This is a genomic window from Acinetobacter sp. YH01008 (assembly GCF_013420435.1).
GTDB lineage: Bacteria > Pseudomonadota > Gammaproteobacteria > Pseudomonadales > Moraxellaceae > Acinetobacter > Acinetobacter pseudolwoffii.
In genome coordinates, this window is sequence record NZ_VOYD01000005.1 from 1 (window position 1) to 20,346 (window position 20,346).

20 protein-coding genes are annotated in these 20,346 nt (G+C 44.2%); 6 read left to right on the top strand and 14 right to left on the bottom strand.

The annotated features are described in order from the left end of the window. Positions 1-455, top strand: a 455-nt coding sequence (locus FTT75_RS04810) for an IS30 family transposase (protein ID WP_180185970.1), incomplete at its 5' end; no start/stop codon positions are given. Between the two features lie 40 nt (positions 456-495). Here FTT75_RS04810 and FTT75_RS04815 read toward each other — a convergent pair. Next, a complete protein-coding gene (locus FTT75_RS04815; RefSeq protein ID WP_180185971.1) occupies positions 496-1,572 on the bottom strand; it encodes a putative zinc-binding metallopeptidase in 1,077 nt (358 codons plus the stop codon). A 246-nt stretch (positions 1,573-1,818) separates the two neighbouring features. Between FTT75_RS04815 and FTT75_RS04820 the strand changes: the two genes are divergently transcribed. Together FTT75_RS04820 and FTT75_RS04825 are read left to right on the top strand one after the other, a co-directional pair. Beyond that, a complete protein-coding gene (locus tag FTT75_RS04820) occupies positions 1,819-2,265 on the top strand; it encodes a GNAT family N-acetyltransferase (protein ID WP_180185972.1) in 447 nt (148 codons plus the stop codon). A 116-nt stretch (positions 2,266-2,381) separates the two neighbouring features. Beyond that, positions 2,382-3,269, top strand: a complete 888-nt coding sequence (locus FTT75_RS04825; RefSeq protein WP_180185973.1) for a DMT family transporter — start codon at positions 2,382-2,384, stop codon at positions 3,267-3,269. 69 nt (positions 3,270-3,338) lie between these two features. Here FTT75_RS04825 and pcaD read toward each other — a convergent pair whose 3' ends face one another. The 12 genes from pcaD to FTT75_RS04885 form a co-directional block, all read right to left on the bottom strand. After that, positions 3,339-4,118, bottom strand: coding sequence for a 3-oxoadipate enol-lactonase (gene pcaD, locus FTT75_RS04830; RefSeq protein ID WP_005096968.1), 780 nt, complete (start codon positions 4,116-4,118; stop codon positions 3,339-3,341). 64 nt (positions 4,119-4,182) lie between these two features. Continuing rightward, positions 4,183-5,388: a 3-oxoadipyl-CoA thiolase gene (gene pcaF, locus FTT75_RS04835; protein WP_005096966.1), complete on the bottom strand. Its 1,206-nt coding sequence runs from the start codon at positions 5,386-5,388 to the stop codon at positions 4,183-4,185. 126 nt (positions 5,389-5,514) lie between these two features. Next, positions 5,515-6,168 carry a 3-oxoacid CoA-transferase subunit B gene (locus FTT75_RS04840; protein WP_180185974.1) on the bottom strand — a complete coding sequence of 218 codons (654 nt, stop codon included), beginning with the start codon at positions 6,166-6,168 and terminating at the stop codon, positions 5,515-5,517. Between the two features lie 19 nt (positions 6,169-6,187). Further along, entirely contained in the window at positions 6,188-6,859 is a 672-nt protein-coding gene (locus FTT75_RS04845) for a 3-oxoacid CoA-transferase subunit A (RefSeq protein ID WP_159138098.1), read from the bottom strand. 43 nt (positions 6,860-6,902) lie between these two features. Continuing rightward, positions 6,903-8,117 carry a benzoate/H(+) symporter BenE gene (benE, locus tag FTT75_RS04850; RefSeq protein ID WP_180185975.1) on the bottom strand — a complete coding sequence of 405 codons (1,215 nt, stop codon included), beginning with the start codon at positions 8,115-8,117 and terminating at the stop codon, positions 6,903-6,905. Between the two features lie 58 nt (positions 8,118-8,175). Continuing rightward, on the bottom strand, positions 8,176-8,961 hold the full coding sequence (benD, locus tag FTT75_RS04855) for a benzoate diol dehydrogenase BenD (protein ID WP_005170810.1): 786 nt from the start codon (positions 8,959-8,961) through the stop codon (positions 8,176-8,178). 24 nt (positions 8,962-8,985) lie between these two features. Further along, positions 8,986-10,002 carry a benzoate 1,2-dioxygenase electron transfer component BenC gene (gene benC, locus FTT75_RS04860; RefSeq protein ID WP_005170812.1) on the bottom strand — a complete coding sequence of 339 codons (1,017 nt, stop codon included), beginning with the start codon at positions 10,000-10,002 and terminating at the stop codon, positions 8,986-8,988. Between the two features lie 90 nt (positions 10,003-10,092). Beyond that, positions 10,093-10,584: a benzoate 1,2-dioxygenase small subunit gene (benB, locus tag FTT75_RS04865; RefSeq protein ID WP_005170815.1), complete on the bottom strand. Its 492-nt coding sequence runs from the start codon at positions 10,582-10,584 to the stop codon at positions 10,093-10,095. Then, positions 10,581-11,969 (bottom strand): benzoate 1,2-dioxygenase large subunit, encoded by a 1,389-nt coding sequence (gene benA, locus FTT75_RS04870; RefSeq protein ID WP_159138099.1) that lies wholly within the window; start codon positions 11,967-11,969, stop codon positions 10,581-10,583. Before benA ends, benB begins: the two co-directional genes overlap by 4 nt. 74 nt (positions 11,970-12,043) lie before the next feature. Further along, the gene (catA, locus tag FTT75_RS04875; protein ID WP_180185976.1) at positions 12,044-12,964 is read right to left on the bottom strand and encodes a catechol 1,2-dioxygenase; all 921 of its coding nucleotides are present in this window, start codon (positions 12,962-12,964) and stop codon (positions 12,044-12,046) included. 157 nt (positions 12,965-13,121) lie between these two features. Then, positions 13,122-13,412 (bottom strand): muconolactone Delta-isomerase, encoded by a 291-nt coding sequence (gene catC, locus FTT75_RS04880; protein WP_005170825.1) that lies wholly within the window; start codon positions 13,410-13,412, stop codon positions 13,122-13,124. 15 nt (positions 13,413-13,427) lie between these two features. Further along, positions 13,428-14,537, bottom strand: a complete 1,110-nt coding sequence (locus FTT75_RS04885) for a muconate/chloromuconate family cycloisomerase (RefSeq protein ID WP_005170827.1) — start codon at positions 14,535-14,537, stop codon at positions 13,428-13,430. Between the two features lie 115 nt (positions 14,538-14,652). Here FTT75_RS04885 and FTT75_RS04890 point away from each other — a divergent pair, with 115 nt between their 5' ends. The 3 genes from FTT75_RS04890 (at position 14,653) to FTT75_RS04900 (ending at position 18,616) form a co-directional block, all read left to right on the top strand. Further along, positions 14,653-15,564 carry a LysR family transcriptional regulator gene (locus FTT75_RS04890; protein ID WP_180185977.1) on the top strand — a complete coding sequence of 304 codons (912 nt, stop codon included), beginning with the start codon at positions 14,653-14,655 and terminating at the stop codon, positions 15,562-15,564. A gap of 229 nt (positions 15,565-15,793) precedes the next feature. Beyond that, the gene (locus FTT75_RS04895; protein WP_180039901.1) at positions 15,794-17,167 is read left to right on the top strand and encodes an aromatic acid/H+ symport family MFS transporter; all 1,374 of its coding nucleotides are present in this window, start codon (positions 15,794-15,796) and stop codon (positions 17,165-17,167) included. 108 nt (positions 17,168-17,275) lie between these two features. Beyond that, positions 17,276-18,616, top strand: a complete 1,341-nt coding sequence (locus FTT75_RS04900; RefSeq protein ID WP_180185978.1) for a DcaP family trimeric outer membrane transporter — start codon at positions 17,276-17,278, stop codon at positions 18,614-18,616. Between the two features lie 62 nt (positions 18,617-18,678). Here the strand turns inward: FTT75_RS04900 and FTT75_RS04905 are convergent, their stop codons facing one another. Next, positions 18,679-20,085: a PLP-dependent aminotransferase family protein gene (locus tag FTT75_RS04905; protein WP_180185979.1), complete on the bottom strand. Its 1,407-nt coding sequence runs from the start codon at positions 20,083-20,085 to the stop codon at positions 18,679-18,681. Positions 20,086-20,346 lie beyond the last annotated feature (261 nt).

Below are 20,346 nucleotides of genomic sequence, written 5' to 3' on the forward strand. Positions count from 1 at the left end.
ATTTCGAAGGTGACACTGTAATTGGTAAACATCATAAAGGTGCTTTATTAACTCTCGTTGATCGAAAGAGCCTGTACGTACATATTGTTCATTTAGGGCCAACGAGAGCATCCTCTCAAACGATTACTTGTGCATTAGATCGTTTACGGATGAGCCATGCTTATAGTGTTACTTTTGATAATGGTAAGGAATTTGCCGAACACAAAAGAATCACTGATGCCGGCATAGATACGTATTTTGCTGATCCTTACAAGTCTATTCAACGAGCAAGGAATGAAAATACGAATGGTTTAATCCGGCAATATCTGCCAAAATCATCATCGTTTGATGACGTGTCAAACGAACAAGTAGAGCAGATAGAATTTGCACTCAACCATCGTCCTAGAAAAACACTAGGTTGGTATACGCCTAGTGAAGTTATGGCTGGTTTTTATACTGTTGCACTTGCCGCTTGAATCCGCCTTTTATTACATTCAGTTTTTTGTCGTTTAGAGATCATTTGGATGATTTAAAAACTTTTTCCAGTACATGCCGATGTATAAATCGAAGCTTGTCTTTTACCGCTTCGGTCAGCTTGAATGGGTAGGCATCTTCCAGACCCATACAACGGTTCAAGGCATTTAAATTAAAGGTTAAGGTAACCCAGTTTGCAAGAATATGTTCAACGTCCTGTCCGCCAATTGGACATTCTTTAAAATCCATGCTGGCCAGATAGCCACCATTGCCAATAACGCGGATTCCAGCATAGTAAGCAGTTTCCAGTGTTTCCATCATATGCAGATAATGCGCCCAGGTTTCTGCCCAGTCTTCCCAGGGATGTGCGGTGGCATAAGCACTAATATAGTTTTCCTGCCAGTTGATCGGGGCGCCGTCATTATAATAAGTTTGCAGCGCCTCACTGTAATTTTGCCGCTCATCGCCAAAATAATGACGAAACTCTTCAATCAGTTCCGGATGTAAGTGTTGCATCAGTGCAAAATAGTAATGTCCGCTTTCATGGCGAAAATGGCCCAATAAAGTCCGGTAATTTTCTCCCATATTCACGCGTGTTGTTTCACGATACACCACATCCGCTTCAATCGCATTTAAGGTAATCACACCATTGGCATGACCAATCAAAACCGGCTGATCATCTTCAGGCAGTAAAAAATCAAAACACAGGCCAAATGGATCATCTTCAGATTTTTTGGGGCGTGGCATCATGTTCATACGCTGCGCCAAATAAAGGAAGCGGCGTTTGGCCTCTTCCAGTCGAAACCAGTAAATCAGGTTCTCTGAATTTTCCAGATCAGGAATCACATGAGTGAGTTGACAGGACTCACAAAAATCTTCATCTTCATTACTGGGAATCATCCAGTTACATACCTGATAGTGCGTATAGTTATGACAGGGTTTATAACTGGCATGCTGATAACTTTTGGAGACTGGAATCCATTGATCAGCACTCTGCTTTTTAAATGCGCACAATTCTTTTTCCGAAGCGACATAGCCGATTGGTGACATACAATGATCACAGACTGATTTGTAAAAAAATAGCTGTTGCTGGCAGACGGCGCATTCAAAATGTTTCATCTAAACTCCCTGTAGGGAAGCAAACTGTCTAGAATGCCTACCTAAATTTCATCCTATTGTAATAACATCATAAAAATTTTAATAAAAACTCTATATGGCTGAATTGTAAATGGAGGATGCTTGGCATTATATTGTGAGCTAAATAACTCGTTATTTTTAAATAGAAAAAGATTGCTTAGAGAAATACAAATTGACAGATGATCTGTTTTTGCAACAAAGCCAGGTTAAGGTGAAATTTAAAATAATATGAAAATTAGAAAAGCTACTGTTCAGGATACATTTGCTATCGTAGAAGTCATTGCACCATTTGTAGAGGCTGTCACTACGGCAGAAGAGGGACGCTTACGTTTTAAAGCTGAAGCGATTCAAACCATTTTTGAATGGCCAGATATTTATTATTATGTGGCTGAAATTGACCGCAGAATAGTCGGTGTTGTGGCTTATATAGCGCCGGCACATTTCATGCATTTTTTCTTGAATAAGGCTTATCAAGGTCAAGGTTACGGTCGCCAAATGTGGCGCTTTTTAGAAAAACATATTCGTAGCCAAGGTCATCAATCTATTACTGTAAAATCCAGTTTATATGCTTTGGATATTTATAAACGCTTCGGTTTTGTTGAAATGGGCGAATACACTGAGGAAAATGGCATTCGTTTTATTCCCATGCGAAAAGACTACTTAGCTGAAATTTAAACCATCTAAAAACAATCCAAACTTTCCGCTATTCACCTTCACTCCATTTTTAATTAGTCATGCCTTTTACTTAGGCTTAGAATTGGTTCACTTTTGTTATATATGCAAATCATTTTATGGCAATCAGCTGGATCTTTTTCACCTTAATGGCTGCATTTATGCAGGCATGGCGCAATGCATTTCAAAAACAGCTGAGCACTACGGTCGATGTTTGGGGGGTCACGCTGGCACGGTTTATCTTTGCCTTGCCCTTTGCAATAATCTATCTGTCCAGTCTTTATCACTTCAAGCCCGTTGAAAATATTATCCATTTTACTCCCAGGTTTTGGGTCTATATTGTGATTGCTGGTTCAAGCCAGATTTTAGCGACTGCCTTGATGGTGAAGCTGTTTCAACAAAAAAATTATGCGATTGGGGTCGGTTTGGCTAAAAGTGAAGCCATTCTTGCCGCCGTCATTGGTGTCGTGTTTTTAGCCGATCATTTATCGGTACTGGCCTGGATCGGTGTGGTACTCGGTGCTTATGCCGTGTTCTTGCTGAGTAAAGGCCAGCAGATCAGCGAATTTTCTGCCCAGACCTTAGCGATTGGAATCGGCAGCGGCTTAAGTTTTGCGATTACCTCACTCTTGGTCAGGGAGGCGAGTCTGGAGCTAAGCACATTGCCAACTGTCCATCGTGCTGCATGGGTACTGCTGATGGTCATCAGTTTCCAGTGCATCAGTATGCTGATCTATCTGAGTCTATTTAGCCGCCAGACTTTAGTGGCCATGTGGCAACGCTTGGGATTAACCTTTAAAGTCAGCGTGTGCAGTTTTATGGCATCGCTGGGCTGGTTTACTGCCATGAGCATCATGAGTGTGCCCATTGTCAAAACGCTAGGTCAAATCGAGATTTTATTTAGTATGCTGATTTCTGCATATTTCTTTAAGGAGAAACTGGCACGTGCCGAGCATTGGGGGCTGGGCTTGGTGGTGATCGCTGCGATTTTGGTCATTTGGGCTTAATGCTGACTCCATCTTGATAAAAAAAAGCCACTGATGATGATCAGTGGCTTTTTTCTTTTTTTGAGCAGTTTAAGCTGCAATAAATGCCTGAACTGCCTGATTGAACGCTTCAGGTTGCTCGACATTGGAAATATGCGATGCATTGATTTCAAACAGTTGGCTATTGGCAATGCTGGCTTGCATCGACTGACCATCAGCAACAGTCGTTACAGGATCTTGCTGACCTGCCACAATCAATACAGGAACTGAAATTGTCTTTAACTGTTCACGTAAATCCGCTTTAGCCAAAGCTTCACAGCAACTCGCATAACCTTCCGGGCTGCCAGCTCCAAGGTCGTTTGAAAGTTCTGCAACAATTGCTGCGTTGCTTTGAATAAAGGGTTCGGTAAACCAGCGTGATGCTGCGGTCGATGCAATCGGTGCCAAGCCTTGCTCACGCACCAGTGCAGCACGTTCCAGCCAGGCCTGTTCCTGACCGATTTTGGCTGCCGTATTACACACAATCACTTGGTTAAAGCGTTCTGGACGGTTAATTGCCAGCCATTGGCCAGTCAGACCCCCCATGGAAATGCCACAGAAAGCAGCTTTCTGGATATTTAAATGATCCAGTAGATTCACTACATCTTGACCCAGTTGATCCAGGGTATATGGCCCTTGTGGTGCGCTCGAGCCACCGTGACCACGAGTGTCATAACACACCACGAAATAATCTTTCTGGAAAAATTCAATTTGTGGCTGCCACATGCTGAATTTGGTGCCCAATGAATTGGAGAACACAATTGCAGGCTTAGAGGTATCCCCAAAAGTCTGGTAATTAATTTGTGCATCGTTAGATGTAAATGTTGGCATTAAAATCCCTCCCGACCTCCCTTTAAAAAAAGGGAGGGGAAATTTTTATTAAGTGATCGTGCTTTTAGACGCGTTCGATAATCAAAGCAATACCTTGACCGACACCAATACACATTGAACATAGTGCATATTGACCGCCAGTTTGTTCCAGCTGGTTCAAGGCAGTGGTCACCAGACGTGCACCAGATGCGCCGAGTGGATGACCCAAGGCAATTGCGCCACCGTTCGGATTGACTTTTTCCGAGCCGTCTTCAATGCCTAGATCACGGGTACATGCCAGTGCTTGGGCCGCAAAAGCTTCATTCAGCTCGATCACATCCATCTGCTCTAGCGTTAAACCGGTTTGAGCAAGTAGCTTTTTGATAGCAGGTGCCGGGCCAAAGCCCATGATGCGCGGCTCAACACCCACAACTGTTGAGCCAATAATTTTGGCACGTGGTTTTAAACCGTATTGCGCAATCGCTTCATCAGACGCGATCAGTAGGGCGGCAGCACCATCGTTAATGCCTGAAGCATTACCGGCTGTAACTGTACCATCTGCTTTGACCACAGGTTTCAGTTTTGCCAGAGCTTCTGCAGTGGTAGAGGCACGTGGATGTTCATCTTTATCTACGACCACCGGATCGCCTTTACGTTGTGGAATCACCACCGGAATGATTTCTTTATCAAAGAAACCCTTGGCTTGTGCTGCGGCTGTACGTTGCTGGCTGCTCAGGGCAAATTTGTCCTGATCTTCACGGTTAATCCCAAACTGTTCAGCGACATTTTCAGCCGTTTGCGGCATGGTTTCTACACCGTACATGTCTTTGAGTTTCGGGTTAATGAAACGCCAGCCCATGGTGGTATCTTCGATTTTCTGACTACGGCCATAGGCGGTTTCTGATTTGCCCATGACAAAGGGTGCACGAGACATTGACTCGACACCACCGGCAATGATCAGATGGGCTTCACCCGCTTTAATCGCACGCGCAGCCATGGAGATAGTATCTAGCGATGAACCACATAGGCGGTTGACTGTAGTTGCAGGCACTTGATAAGGCACACCTGCAAGCAGCGCTGACATGCGGCCAACGTTACGGTTATCTTCACCGGCCTGGTTGGCACAGCCATAGATCACATCATCGACCTGTTCCCAGTTCACCGATGGATTACGTTCTATTAAGGCCTTGATTGGAAGTGCACCGAGATCATCAGTACGAACAGGAGCGAGGCCACCGGCATAACGGCCGAATGGGGTACGGATGGCATCGATAATATATGCGTTTTTCATGTTTTTACTTTCCAAATCTTTGAATCCCTCCCAACCTCCCTTTACTAAAGGGAGGCGTTTTTCCCTGAATTTAAAGGGTGAAAGTCCCTCCTTTAATAAAGGAGGGATTTAGGGAGGATTTATGAATTAGTTTTGAGTCGCATCAATCAGCTTGGCGCCAGTCAATGACTGCAATTTTTCGAATGACAGACCGTCGACTTTCTCAATCACTTTCATGCCTTCGCTGGTGATATCAATCACACACAGGTCGGTATAGATACGATCCACACATTTCAAACCAGTCGCCGGATATGAAAGCTCAGCCACAATTTTTGGCTCGCCTTTTTTAGTCACGTGGTCGGTGGTGATGAAAACTTTCTTGGCACCCACAGCCAAATCCATTGCACCGCCAACAGCCGGAATCGCATCCGGTGCGCCAGTATGCCAGTTGGCCAGATCACCATTTTCAGCAATCTGGAAGGCACCCAATACCGCGATGTCTAAATGACCGCCACGCATCATCGCGAAGGAATCACCATGATGGAAGAATGAACCCCCTTCCAGTAAGGTTACGAATTCTTTACCAGCATTGATCAGCTCTGGATCACGGTCTTCTTCAGCAGGAGGAGGACCAAAAGCCAACAGGCCATTTTCAGAATGCAGGAATACATCTTTATCCGAAGGCAGGTAGCTGGAAATTTTGGTTGGCAAGCCGATGCCCAGGTTGACATAGGCACCATCAGGAATGTCTTGTGCCACACGTTCAGCGATCTGGTCACGGGTCAGTTTGGTATAGCTCATTATTTATCTCCGATGCCAATTATTGTGCAGGTTTAACTTGAACAACGTGTTGAACAAAAATTCCAGGGGTGATGATGTGTTCTGGATCCAGTGCACCGAGTTCCACCACTTCAGACACCTGAGCAATGGTGATATCTGCCGCCATCGCCATGATCGGGCCAAAGTTACGGGCAGATTTACGATATACCAGATTGCCCCAACGGTCGCCTTTAGAGGCTTTAATCAAAGCAAAGTCCGCTTTAATTGGATTTTCTAAAACGAAGTCTTTGCCTTCGTAATTTAAAGTCGGTTTGCCTTCAGCCAGCAAGGTACCAAAACCAGTTGGTGTGTAGATTGGACCTAGACCTATACCAGCCGCCTGAATACGGCAAGCCAGATTACCTTGAGGAACCAGTTCCAGTTCGATCTTACCTGCACGGTAAAGTTCATCGAATACCCAGGAATCAGACTGACGCGGGAAAGAGCAAATGATTTTACGTACAGCCCCGGCTTTCAGCAGTTTCGCCAAACCGTAGTCGCCATTGCCGGCATTATTATTGACGATAATTAAGTCTTTGATACCCAATTCGATCAGACCATCAATCAGTTCAGCAGGCTGACCCGCTGTACCGAAACCACCAATCATGATGGTTGAACCATCTTTGATCTGGGAGAGTGCTTCTTTCAATGATAATGAACTTTTATCTATCATAATCTGGTCCTTTCATATCCTAAACTTATGGATGTCTTTAAACTCATTTTGAATCTGATGCTGCAAGCGAAACAGCGTTACGGTCTTTTTGTGACAATACAAAGTGCGCCACCAAACCAATACAAATCCCCCAAAAGACTGAGCTCAGTCCAAGGAACTGCATACCAGATGCAGTCGCCAAAAATGTGATCAGGGCAGCATCACGTTGTGATTCTTTGCCCATTGCAACGGAAATATTGGTGGCAATTGCACCGAGCAATGCCAGTCCGGCCAGAGCCGCAATTAATTCTTTAGGCATCAGGCTAAAGAGCATGACGATGCTGCCGGCAAATAAACCGCCTAAAATATAGAAAATCCCATTCGCGATACCGGCGATATAACGTTTTTCTTTCAGCTCATGTGCGTCTTTACCCAAACATAAAGCAGCCGTGATTGAGGCCAGTACAATGGTAATACCGCCTACACAGGCCACCGCAAGCGAAGCAATACTGGTCACACTAATAATAGGTTTGGCCGGCATGTCATAACCGCTGAGCTTGATAATGCTCATGCCTGGTAAAAACTGGCCAGAAAGACTGACTAAAATCAACGGTAGTGCCAGATTCAAGGTAGAGTTCCAGGTCCATTCCGGGGCAATAAATTGTGGAATCGCCAAGCTAAAATCAGCAGTCACCGGGTTAATTTTGCCCAGTAACAGACTTAAAACCACACCTGCCACTAATACCCAAACCATGGCATAGCGTGGGCTGAAACGCTTGGCCAGTAAAAATACTGCCAGCATGCCAAACACAATGTAGGGCATGGTATCGGTTGCCGTAAACAGACCTAAGCCAAACTGCAATAAAATCCCAGCCATCATTCCGGCAGCGACTTCCTGAGGAATCCAGGACAGCAGTTTGTCGAAATAACCGGTGATCCCAATTAAAAAAATCACCACGGCAGAGGTGATGTAGGCAGCGACCGCTTCATTGAGTGAAATATCAGGAAAAAGCGTGACTAATAAAGCCGTTCCAGGTGCAGACCAGGCAGTCACCACCGGTATTTTGTATTTAATCGATAAGAAAATACCGGCAAGTGCAGCACCAATAGAAATGCCCCAAATCCAAGAAATCATCATGTCTGGGGAAACTTGGGCTTGTTGAGCAGCCTGGAAAAAAATGATTAGTGGACCTGAATAGGAAATCAGCACTGCTAAAAATCCTGCAACAGTCGCTGAAATTGACCAATCATTTTTTAAACTGTGAAACAGGTTATTCATTGGTGATGTGCCTCCTTGCGTCAAACCATGATCCTGTTAAAAAAGTCATGATCAGGACTTAGCCCTGATCACCACCACCGACCGGTACGACAGTACCAGTCATATACGATGATTCATCCGAAGCCAGGAATACAATTGCATTCACTTGTTCCTGAATCGTACCGTAGCGACCCATAAAAGTACGGTCAATGGTCTGATCAACCACTTGCTGCATCCAGTCTTTTTCTGACTCAGTCAGTGGATTGGCATTGCGTGGCACTTTACGCGGTGGTGCTTCGGTACCGCCAGTTGCGATCGCATTAACACGGATTCCATCTTTGGCATGTTCAAAGGCAAGGGAAGCGGTCAGACCGTTCACACCACCTTTAGATGCTGAATATGGAACACGGTTAATCCCTCGTGTGGCAATAGAAGATACGTTTACAATTGTACCTTTCTGATTTTGAATCATTTCTGGAAGAACTGCACGGCAGCACCACAGCGTTGGGAACAGTGAGCGGTTCACCTCCTTGATAATTTCCTCTTCAGAAAATTCTTCAAAAGGCTTCATCCAAATCGCGCCGCCAACGTTGTTAATCAGGACATCGACACGGCCATAAGTTTGCAGCGCTTTGGCGACAACAGATTCTGCGCCGGCAAAGGTTTCCAGATTGGCTTTGACAGTAATCGCATCACCGCCAGTGGCTTCAATTTCAGCCAGAACTTCCTCGACAAAAGGGGAAAGATCCGCCATGACGACTTGTGCGCCTTCGCTTGCCACTTGCAGCGCTACACCGCGCCCGATGCCTTGGGCAGCACCGGTCACGATCACGACTTTATTTTCAAATCTTTTTGCACGGTTCATTCTATTCTCCGGTTCAGTCTGAACTTAGTTTGCAGAGAATTTTTCAAACAGGAAGTTTGCAGGTTTAACGCCTTCAGCATCTAACCAGCCGCGAACTGCTTCAACCATTGGCACAGGACCACACAGATAAATATCCACATCACCCGCATTGAGCCATTCTTTTTCGATATGACCGGTCACATAGCCTTTACGCTCATGATTAGATTCTGGATTTGCAATCACAGTACGGTATTCGAACCAAGGGAATTTATCTTGCAGCTCATTTAGTTTTTCAATCGCCACCAGGTCAAAATCATTGGTCACACCAAACACCAGACGCACTGGATGTTCTGAACCTTTTTCTTCTAAGACTTGCAGCATCGACATAAACGGCGCGATCCCTGTACCACCCGCCAGCATCAGCACTGGACGGGTCACATTACGCAGGTAGAAGCTACCAAATGGACCCGTGAAAGTCATTTTGTCGCCAGCTTTGGCATTGACGCTTAAAAATTCACTCATTTTACCGTTTGGCACGTTACGTACCACAAACCCGGTTAAACGGTTACCTGGTTTTGAACTGAATGAATAAGAACGGGTTTCAGTCGTTCCCGGGATACCGACATTGACATATTGACCTGCAAGGAAGTGAATGTCTGCCTGACCTTCGTCTAACTGAATATCAAAAGTAATAGTCGAGTCAGATAAGTTCTCTACGCGTGCCAAAGTACCCTGGAAGGCATGAATTTCAGTTTTGCAGACCTCAGAAGATGCCTGGATCTGGAATACTGCATCTGAAGTTGGTTTACATTGACAAGCCAGAATAAAGCCTTCAGCGGCTTCTTCAGGCGTTAATGCATCTTCAATATAAGTTTCTTCAGGCATGTCATACGAACCTGATTCACAAAACGCACGACACGTTCCACAAGCACCATCACGGCAGTCCAAAGGAATATTGATCTTTTGACGGTAAGCTGCGTCTGACAGCGTTTCTCCGTCAGAAACAGAAATAAAACGTGTAACGCCATCTTCAAATTGAAGTGCAACATTGTGGTTTGACATGGCTGAATATCCTATATAAATCTTTGTAACTGAGCCTTTCAGTCAATTTTCCATCTGACTGAAAGGCTTAACCTGGCTGTATGAACAGTCTTAGAGGTGATAAATATCGATGACCTGGTTGATGTAATCGTTTTTCAGTACCACGTATTTGCTTAAAATTTGTGGTTTATCGCCTGAAAAGTCGATTTCATAACGTGACATACCGAAGTAGCTGTAGCTGTTTTTGTAACGGAAACTCAAAGTGTTCCAGTTAAAACGTACCGTCACTTTGTCACCATCACGTTCTACAATTTCAATATTGCTGAGGTTATGGCAGGTACGTGTGTCCGGCATGGTTGCAGATGAACGTTCAGTCTTGATACGGAACACACGGTCTTCCAGTCCTTGACGGTCCGGGTAGTAAATCAACGAGATTTCAGACTGTGGATCTGTGGTCAGTTTGTCGTCATCATCCCAGGCTGGCATCCAGAAAGACGCAGTAGGGGCATAACAAGTTAACCAGTCATCCCATTGCTCATCATCTAAAAAGCGTGCTTCCTGATACAGGAACTGCGCAATATTTTCTAAAGTGATGTCGCTCATGCGTTTTCTCCTTCAGTCGATGCTGCAATTTCTTTCTCAGACGCGATACCTTTCTTGATTAGTTCCAACCAATATTGATGCTGAGCCAGATACAGACCTTCATCTTCCGTTTTAATACCAGATAGTTTTGGTTTTAAACCGATTTCGTTCGCTGCATCATCTGGACCATGGATCCAGTGTTTTGAACCGCGACACATGTCGTTCCATTCCAGTGCAATACCGGCATAACCTGCCTGACAGGCACGGAATTCTTCAAGATCGTCTGGCGTTGCCATACCTGATGCGTTAAAGAAATCTTCATACTGACGGATACGACGGGTACGTGCTTCTGGCTCTTCACCGACAGGCGCGATACAGTAGATGGTCACTTCAGTCTTATCGACAGAAATCGGGCGCAGTACACGAATTTGTGAACCGAACTGATCCATGAAGTAAACGTTTGGATAGATACACAGGTTACGTGAACGTTCGATCATCCATTTCGCCATGGCTTCGCCATATTGCTCGGTGTATTCATCTTTCTTGGCAAAGTTAGGGCGGTCTTCCGGGTTGGCCCATTGCGTCCAAAGTAGCATGTGACCATGTTCAAAGCCGTAAGAACCACCGCCTTGTTTACCCCATGAACCTGCGCTCATGGCACGGATATTGTCACCCGCTTCTTTTTCTTTACGTTGCTGAGTCGTGGCAGCATAGTTCCAGTGTACAGCAGACACGTGATAACCATCGGCACCGTTTTCAGCAGTTAACTTCCAGTTGCCTTCATAGGTATAAGTTGAAGAACCACGTAATACTTCCAGACCTTGCTCAGACTGACCCACGATCATGTCAATGATTTTGGTTGCTTCACCCAGGTATTCTTCCAGAGAAGGAACATCCGGATTCAAACTACCAAACAGGAAGCCTTTATAGTTTTCAAAGCGCGCTACTTTTTTCAGGTCATGTGAACCGTCTTTATTAAAACAGTCTGAATAACCTGCCTCAGCCGGGTCTTTAACCTTTAATAACTTACCGGAGTTATTGAAAGTCCAGCCATGGAATGGGCAAGTATAGGTCGCTTTATTGCCTTTCTTGTTACGGCACAACTGTGCACCGCGATGCGAACAGGCATTAATCATTGCATTCAGTTCACCTTGACGGTTACGTGCAATGATAATGGGTTGACGACCCATATAAGTGGTATAGAAATCGTTGTTGTTTGGAATCTGGCTTTCATGTGCCAGATAAACCCAGTTGCTTTCAAAGATGTATTTCATCTCAAGGTCAAACAGGGCCTGGTCTGTAAATACTGAACGGTGTAGTTTAAATTCACCAGATTCATAATCATCAACCAGTAATTCGTCAATGCGGTCTAAATGGCTGGTGTTAATTACGGGAATACGAGGCATGTCCTTTCTCCGACTTTCCAAGGGGGAAGTCAGCGGGATATATCTTTGAAACATACCCCGCTTCTATAGTTGTATTAAGCGCTAGCGCGGCGACGATCAACTTCAGTCGTTGGTGCAGCAGCTTGTTCTTTGACAAGTTCAATATCGAACTGGATGTGTTTGAAAGGACCTTTTAAGCCACGTTTTGCAATTTCAGCTTCATCAGTCACGTCAACCGCAGTTGCAACCAAGCCTTCACGAGTCGCGAATGCAAAGTCATCCCACAGGTATTGGTCGCCTTCAATGTTGAATTGAGTAGTCAGTTTGCGGTAACCCGGTGCAGATACGAAGTAATGTACGTGCGATGGACGGTTACCGTGACGGCCTAATTTGTCCAGTACAAACTGGGTGGTACCTTCTGGAGGGCAGCCATAACCCACTGGCATTGTAGTCAATGCAGTATATTGACCATCGGCAGCGGTAATGATGCTGCGACGCAAGTTAAAGTCAGACTGTGACTTGTCAAAGAATGAGTAGTTACCCAGGCTGTTTGCATGCCAGATTTCAACTTTGGCACCTTCAACACGGTTGCCGTCAGTATCCGTCACTGTACCTTCAATGATCAGCGTCGGGATTTTGCCTTCTTCAGAACCATCATCCATACGCGCAAAGCTTACAGTTTCAGGTGCGCCAGCGACATAAAGTGGACCTTCAATCGTACGTGGCGTACCGCCAGTAATACCTGCTTTAGCATCTGCTTCATCAGCACGTAAGTCTAGGTAATGCTCCAGACCCAAACCTGCAGCCAATAAACCTAATTCGTTCGCTTGACCGGCATCAGTAAAGTATTCCAGGCCTTTCCACAGTTCTGACTGGGAAATATCAAGATCTTCGATAGCCTGGAAAAGGTCGCCCAATAAACGCACAACAACTTGTTGTACACGTTCATCTACAGGACCTGTCGCTGTATCAACGTTCATTTGCTTAACTAATGCATCAATTTCTTGGCGATTCATACTATTACTCCTCAGTATATCTACATTCTTTTATGTGGCGCGCTGTTTAGCTTGCTCTGGCTGGCTAAATCTTGCTGGCCACAATCCTTGTTTGGTTACCCTCTGGTCTTGCTGTGGGAAGGGGAATAACGTTATTCCCCAATTCCCATATTCTTAATTAGCTGTCGTCATCACGAATAGAAGAAGGGTGACGATTCAATGCCATCACTTCGATCTTCATATAGGGATAGAGTGGCAGGCCCTGAAGCAGGCTGTGCAATTCTTCATTGCTTTCAACATCAAAAATACTGATGTTTGAATACTGGCCAGTGATTCGCCAGATATGGCGCCATTTACCCTGACGTTGCAAGTCGTGGGAATAGGCTTTTTCAATGGCCTTGATTTCATTGGCCTGTTCCACTGGCATATCCTGTGGAATGTTCACGTCCATCCGTACATGGAAAAGCATGGGTATCTCCTCGAATTATTGACGACGCAAGTTGTCAATCTTGTTTTCATCCAACTCAATCCCCAGACCAGATCCTTTCGGAATCTCAAGTTCAAAGTTTTGATAGTTGAGTGGGGTTTTCAAAATATCTTCAGTCAGTAGCAAAGGACCAAACAGTTCAGTACCAAAAGCTAATGTTTCAAAGGTTGAAAATACATGTGCCGAAGCAATCGTGCCGACCGGACCTTCCAGCATGGTGCCGCCGTACAGATCGATTCCTGCAAGTTTGGCAATATTTCCGACTTCACAACCTTCGATCAGACCACCTGACTGGGCAACTTTCACTGCAAAAACAGATGAACCGTTTTGTTTTGCAATTTCATAGGCTGAATGTGGGCCCATTAAAGATTCGTCTGCCATGATGGCAATATCAAAACGTCGGGTGAGACGGCGCATTGCATCGAGGTTATCAATCGCACATGGCTGCTCAATCAGATCAACACCGCCGTCTTGCAGCAACTGAATTCCTTTAATGGCGTCTAATTCTGACCAGGCACGGTTGACATCGACACGAATCGAAATGTCTTTGCCCAGGGCTTTTTTAATCGCCAGCACATGCTCAACATCTTCTTCAACTGGACGGGAACCAATTTTGAGTTTGAAAATGTTATGGCGTTTTGCTGCAATCATTTTTTCTGCTTCAGCAATATCTTTTTCTGTATTGCCTGAAGCCAAGACCCAAAGCACTGGAATACTGTCACGTAAGCGGCCACCTAAGACTTCACTGAGCGGCTGCTGCATGCGCTGTGCCTGAATATCTAGCAGGGCAGTCTGAATCGCGCATTTGGCAAAACGGTTACCATTAATATTCTTTTTGATCGCTTGTAATGTTTGTGCAACATTTAAACCGGATAATGTCTTTAAAAGGGGGGCGAAATAAGTTTCAATATTGACTTTAACGCTTTCCGGGCTTTCATCACCATAACCTAAGCCGCCGATCGTCGTTGCCTCACCCCAACCGATATAACCATCTTCAGTGGTGATTTTAACTAAGACCAGGGTCTGGGTTTGCATCGTCGCCACAGCCATCTTGTGAGGGCGAATGGTCGGGATTTCTACCAGCAAGGTTTCAACTGACTTATACATAATACGGATTCACATTCTTGCTTTAATGCTTCGATTTGATATACCTTAAAAGAATAATGTTGATTGGTCTAAGATCGATTTAGCATTTTTTTATACTTTAAAGGTATTCTAGATCATGGAACTTAGACATTTACGCTATTTTGTTGCAGTGGTAGAAGAGCAAAGTTTTACTAAAGCGGCAGAAAAACTATTTATTGCTCAGCCTCCTTTAAGCAGACAGATCCAAAACCTTGAAGCAGAGCTGGATATTCAGTTATTTGAGCGTGGTAGCCGTCCATTGAAGACCACAGAAGCAGGTCAGTTCTTCTATCAGCACGCTGTTAAACTTTTGTCTAATGCGGAAGAGATTAAGTCGATGACCAAGCGCATCGGCATTGCAGATCGCACCATTACCATCGGTTTTGTTGGTTCTTTATTGTTCGGTTTGCTGTCGCGTATTCTGTTTTTGTTTAAACAGCAGCATCCTTATCTCAAAATCGAGATGATGGAAATGAATACTTATGAACAGATTCAGGCCCTCAAAGAAGGCCGTATAGATGTCGGTTTTGGCCGCTTAAGAATCTCGGATCCGGCCATAAAGCGGGTGTTGTTGCGTGAAGAGCGTCTAGTGGTGGCAGCGCATGCCAGTCATGTATTGGCTCAACGTGAGAGCCTACATTTATCTGAACTGGTCGATCAGCAGTTGTTTTTATATCCGAATACGGGAAAGGCTAATTTTGCCACCCAGGTGCGCGGCATATTTTCTGAGTATGGATTAGAGCCTAAAAATCTGCGGATTGTACGCGAATTGCAGCTGGCACTCGGTTTTGTAGCGGCGGGAGAGGGTGTTTGTATCGCGCCGGAAAGTGCACAAAATATTAAATTGGCCCATCTCAACTTTATACCTTTAGCAGATGCATTTGCTGTGAGTCCTGTATTTATGGCCATGCGTAATATGGATGAAAGTGAATATATCCGCTACCTATTTGATGCTGTCTATCAAGCCTATGATCTTGAAGCATTAAAGTATGATCGTTCGGTGTTTTAAGTCCAATCAATCCTCTCAAGAGGAACAGCAATCAGCAGCTCTTGGCAAGTTTATCGGCCTATGTTAAAAAATATTCCACGATTCAATAATATATTTTTTAATTAATTTAAATGCTTAGCCTGAATCAGACTTTATAGGTATAAAGGCATGCCTATTGAGTTTTGGACATTCTGCTGCATCTTCTTCATTGTGGCATTCATTGAATGAACTTCACAATATGGAGGTGGAGATGTCTACAAATAAGGTGAATATAAATACGCTGATTGATGAAGCTAAATTCACTCCCTTTCATTGGGGCGTCCTAATCTGGTGTCTGCTGATCATTATTTTTGATGGTTATGACTTGGTGATCTATGGCGTCGCATTGCCTCTGTTGATGCAAGAATGGGGCTTAAGTGCAGTACAAGCAGGTCTGTTGGCCAGTACCGCACTTTTTGGCATGATGTTTGGTGCCATGACTTTTGGAACCTTGTCCGATAAGTTAGGTCGTAAAAAAACCATTATGATCTGTGTGGCTATTTTTAGCGGATTCACTTTTATTGGGGCGTTTGCGACCTCTCCGGTTGAATTTGGGATTTTACGTTTCTTGGCGGGCTTAGGTATTGGCGGGGTGATGCCAAACGTGGTCGCACTGATGACCGAATATGCGCCTAAACGTATCCGTAGTACCCTAGTGGCTTTAATGTTTAGTGGTTATGCGATTGGTGGAATGACGTCGGCACTCTTAGGTGCATGGCTGGTGCCACAATTTGGCTGGAAAATCATGTTCCTGTTAGCCGGTATTCCACTGTTGCTTTTGCCAGTTATCTGGAAATACTTGCCAGAATCACTGATGTACCTGACCAACAAAAATCAGACCTCCCAAGCGCACGATATTATTCAAAAAATATCTCCGGAACAGGTCATTACCCATGATACTCAATTTGTACTGAATGAAGTGCAGAAAGGTGATGAAGCGCCATTAAAAGCACTTTTCCAACAGGGCCGCAGTTTCAGTACGTTCATGTTCTGGCTAGCGTTCTTTATGTGCCTGTTAATGGTATACGCATTGGGCAGCTGGTTGCCAAAACTGATGATTCAGGCCGGTTACTCGCTTGGTGCCAGCATGATCTTCCTGTTTGCCTTAAATATTGGTGGCATGATCGGTGCAATCGGTGGTGGATATCTGGCAGATCGCTTCCATATCAAGAAAGTACTGACCATCATGTTCTTATGTGGTGCGCTGGCCCTGATTCTGCTTGGCTTTAACAGTCCGCAATTCGTCCTATACACCCTGATTGCTGTGGCGGGTGCTGCAACAATTGGCTCGCAAATTCTACTCTATACCTTTGTTGCACAATATTATCCATCGACTGTACGTTCTACAGGCATGGGCTGGGCATCAGGTATTGGACGTATTGGTGCGATTGTTGGTCCGGTATTGACTGGTGCTTTATTAACCATGAATTTACCGCATCAAATGAACTTCTTTGCTATTGCGATTCCTGGTGTGATTGCTGCACTTGCGATTTTCCTGGTCAACTTAAAGACCTCAGTAGATGCGCAAGCCCTTGCAAGATCTAGCATGAAGCCAAATCCTGTGGCTGAGAACGCGACCCAATAAGTTAAACTTCAATTAATCAATATAATATCGTCAATGATATAGATCGCCATCGTAACGGGTGGTGATCTGTTGCTAGAATCTAGTCGAACAATAAAAAGCGAGTTTAGGATGAACACGACACTATTCACCACAACAATCAATAAGCCAACACGAAAACACACGCTTTTGATGAGCATGATTGCAATCAGTATGGGGAGCATGAGCTTATCGGTTCAAGCACAAACCACGCAAAGCAGTCAGCAGGAAATTGAACAACTGCGCCAAGAAGTTCAGGCTCTACGCGCACTGGTTGAGCAACAGCAAAGACAGACGGCTGTGGTCACTGCACATGTTGCAGCAACACCTGCTCCAGCTAGCAAACCTGTCATGAAAATTGCCAGTGGTGCCGAATTTAATCTTTATGGAAATATTCGTGCCGATGCCTCTTATCAGGTAGAGGGAACCAGTCGAGATTTGCCATACAACCATATTAATGCTGTGGCATTAGAAGGAAATAATGAAAATAGTGATCGTTTAAGATCAACACTTTCTGCTACCCGCTTAGGAATGGACTTCAAAGCACCTGTCGGCGCTGGGGACAAAGCCCTGAGTGGTAAAGTTGAAGTAGACTTTCTGGGCGGTGCAAGCTTTGATAATTTACGTATCCGCCATGCTTATATCAGCTATGCCAACTGGTTAATTGGTCAAACCTGGTCAAACTTTGCTGTACCGGATTATATGCCAGAAACAGTGGATGCTTTGGCTTATGTAGGTGGCGCAGTAAAACGTACACCACAAGTGCGTTACACAACTAAGTTTAGCCCACAAACTAATTTAGTTGTTGCTGCGGAAGATCCAAAAGATAAATTAGTCAGTGATAAAGCGATTAATCAGCGTTTTCCAGCTTTAACTGCACGTTTAAACCATCAATTTGCAGATAATTTAAACGTAAGTGTTCGTGCAATGGGGCACGAAAAACGTATAGATACTGATGAAGAAATGGCATGGGGGGTAGGTGTTGGTACAAAATATGAAGTTGTACCAGGTACTACTATAAAAGCCGACTACTATCATGTGAAAGGTGATAATAGCTTTGTATCATTTGCAAACCCAGGCGTACTAGTTAAAGATGGTAATCTGATACAAAGCGAATTTGACTCGATTACGGTAGGTTTAACCCAGCAGTTTAATGACAAATTGCGTGGTACTTTGGGCTATGGCTATATGAAGTTTGATGATGATCAAGATTACATTAATGCTTTAAGTAACAAGAGTGCTGCGAATAAAGATCTTTGGCAGGCATGGGCCAATATATTCTATAGCCCACGTAAACCACTTAGCTTCGGTCTAGAATATGTCTATGGTGAACGTAAAGCCTATGGTCCTGTTTTAGATGAAGACGATCAACCAGTTAGCGGTCGTACAGGTGAAGACAACCGAATCAATGCGGTTGCCATTTACAACTTCTAAGATGCTTGTAAATTCGGGTATCTTGACCTAAAAAAAGCGTGGATGAACTCATTCACGCTTTTCTATTTCTGCTGAATGGTATCTGCTAAAAGATTCACTGCATTTTCTATCTCGGCGGTCCATTCAAAAGAACAATTCAGGCGCATATAATGCTGACTGGCATGATCCGGTTTAAACAATAATGCAGGGGCGATTGAAATACCTTTCTGAATCAGTTGCTCATAAAGCACCTGTCCATCTAGACCATTTGGCAATTCGATCCAGAGAAAATAACCACTGGAATAATAGTAAATTTTACATGTAGGCGCTAAGCGGTTTTTGAGTTCCTGATAAAACTTCTTTTTATATTTTTCCAGATGATGTCTTAGCTGTCGTAAATGTTTTTCATAATGATGATGCGAAATAAATTCTACCAGCGTGTTCTGGAGTAAGGGACTGACCGTTAAAGTGCTCATGAGCTGCAAATGCTGAATGGCATCGGAAAATGGACCGGCATAGACCCAACCGACGCGTGCGCCCATGCCTAGTGTTTTGGAAAATGAAGCACAGTGCAGCACCATCTGATGCTGGTCAAAATATTTAACCGGTAGCGGTTTGGATGAACCATAATTCAATTCCTGATAAACATCATCTTCGATTAAATAGACCTGATATTCATACAAAAGTTCAGCAATTCTCTGTTTAATTTCCGAACTAACAGTAAAGCCAATCGGATTATGCGCGTTCAGCATTAGCCAGCACACCTTGATCGGATACTGTTTCAAAGCCTGTTCAAATGATGCCAGATCAAAACCGAATTGCGGATGCTCAGGGATAGTAATCACCTGTAGCCCCAAACGCTCGGCTGCCTGCCAGGCCCCATAAAATATGGTTTGTTGCAACAGGATAAAATCACCGGGTTGGGTCAATGCCTGTAAAGACAGATTCAGTGCTTCTAATGCTCCAGATGTAATGACAATGTCATCTGCATGGCAAGCAATGCCTTGCAACTGGTAACGATTAGCAATCAGTTGGCGTAAATCCTGATTGCCAGGCGGCATATGATTCTGGTTGTTATAACTGCTTTTTCTTTTGGCCTGCTGCGCCAGAATCTGCATAAATTTGGCGTTATATAACAGCTCTGCATTGGGAAATGCGGAACCAAAAGGCACAATTTCTGCTGCTTGGATCGATTTTAAATAATTAAATACCACAGAGTTGATTTGAACTTTTGGGCTTAAACTAATCTGGATTGGTTGTTTGCTGTTGACCAGATCTGTAGAACGCTCTGCAACGTAATAGCCGGATTTATCTCTGGCATAAACCAGACCTTGCGCTTCAAGTTCCTGATAAGCATTGAGTACCGTCATCAGGCTATAGCCAGACAATTGGGTCTGTTCGCGGAGTGAAGGTAATTTTTCATGTACCTTCCATACGCCGTTTTCAATCATCTGACGGATATTCTGCGCCAGTTTTTCAGACTTATACATACACTTGCTTGAACTAAGACTGTTCTAATTATTTTGATTTATAGCATATTTCAAGGTGCTCAATATAACAAATTAAGTTTAATGTGGTTGTCAGTCTATTTTCAAGCTGGCGTTCTATCGATCTGCTGTACTGTTCTTCTAAGATCAGTATCCAAGTAAATATTTCCATTCAAATGGGATGGTTGTATTAATCGGGTCGACATGAACTCAATACATGATCATTAAACTGAATATCAGGCCTCAACCTTTCTAGAGAAATTC